Source organism: Massilia genomosp. 1 (assembly GCF_011682185.1).
Lineage (GTDB): Bacteria > Pseudomonadota > Gammaproteobacteria > Burkholderiales > Burkholderiaceae_D > Telluria_A > Telluria_A rubra.
Window position 1 is genome coordinate 1 of the sequence record NZ_WHJF01000301.1, and the last position, 1,139, is coordinate 1,139.

Annotated in this window: 1 protein-coding gene and 1 pseudogene; both read right to left on the bottom strand. The window is 69.9% G+C overall.

The features are described from left to right. The coding region (locus F1735_RS33730; RefSeq protein ID WP_229506097.1) for an ankyrin repeat domain-containing protein at positions 1-741 on the bottom strand (741 nt) is incomplete at its 3' end. Then, positions 741-1,139: pseudogene (locus tag F1735_RS33735) on the bottom strand (hypothetical protein); the annotation flags it as partial. The pseudogene F1735_RS33735 and the gene F1735_RS33730, both read right to left, overlap by 1 nt.

Below are 1,139 nucleotides of genomic sequence, written 5' to 3' on the forward strand. Positions count from 1 at the left end.
TTCGACCAGGGCGGCATGGCCGCGCCGGCGCGCGCAGGCGAGGGCGTCTTCGCCGCGCTTGTTGCGCAGTGTCGGGTTGGCGCCTTCGGCGAGCAACAGGTTCAGCAGGTCGAGATTGCCGGTCGACACCGCCATGTGCAGGGCGGTCTCGCCTTGCCCGTGCGGTGCATCGAGCGGGACGCCTTGCCGCACCAATCGCTCGGCCAGCGCCATCTGGATGGCACGCTGCTGCGGCGGCGGCAGCGCTTGCAGCGCCAGGCTGTGCAGGGCTGTGCGGCCGCCATCGGTCACCACGCGCGGATCGGCCCCGCGATCGAGCAGCAAGGTGGCCATCTCCAGCGGCGGCGTGCCCAGCGCGTAATCCAGGGGCGTGCCGCCGCTGGAATCGCGCGGACTGTCGGGCCGGGCGCCGGCGTCGAGCAAGATCGTCACGGTCAGGGCGTCGCCGCCGGCCACCGCCGCCAGCAGCGGGCTGATGCCGGCGTGGCAGATGTTGGGGTCGTCGCCCGCATTGAGCAGTTTTTTCAGCAAGGCGTGGCGGTCCTTGCCCAAGGCCATGAAAATACGCGGGGCGGCGCCGGGCCGGAAGTTGCGCGCGGTGTCCTGGAAAGCGTCGCCGCTGGTCGGCGCGTCCGTGCAGCGCATGGCGGCGCTCGCTGGCTGGCGTAGCGGGGCCTTGGCCTCGGCCGGGGCAATGGTGATGAGCATGGCGAGCAAGGCTGCTGCGGCCATCGGGCGCATCACCGCGCGCCTCCTTTGATGTAGTCGGCCTGTGCCTGGTTCAACAGGCGCTTGACCGAGTCGTACTTGGCCTGGCTGAGCAGATGCCGTGCCGCCTCCAGCTGGTCCAGCGACAGCACGCCGTTCGCGTACATCTTGTCCATTTCCGTGCGCAGCTTGATGATGGCGAACGAGGACATGACTTCCGGATTGAGCGCGGCCACCATCACATCAAGCACGGGGCCGACCGAGCGCACCACGGCGCTGCCTTTGGCGGCGCGCAATGCGGCCCGGCTGCCGGCCATGTCCTTGGCGGTCTTGGCCGAGGCCGCGTCGACCAGGGCGCCTTCGGCCTGCATGTACTGGCCGAGCCGGGAGTTGGAGAAGGTCGGGGTCTTGGTGACCAGGGTGCTGGCCTT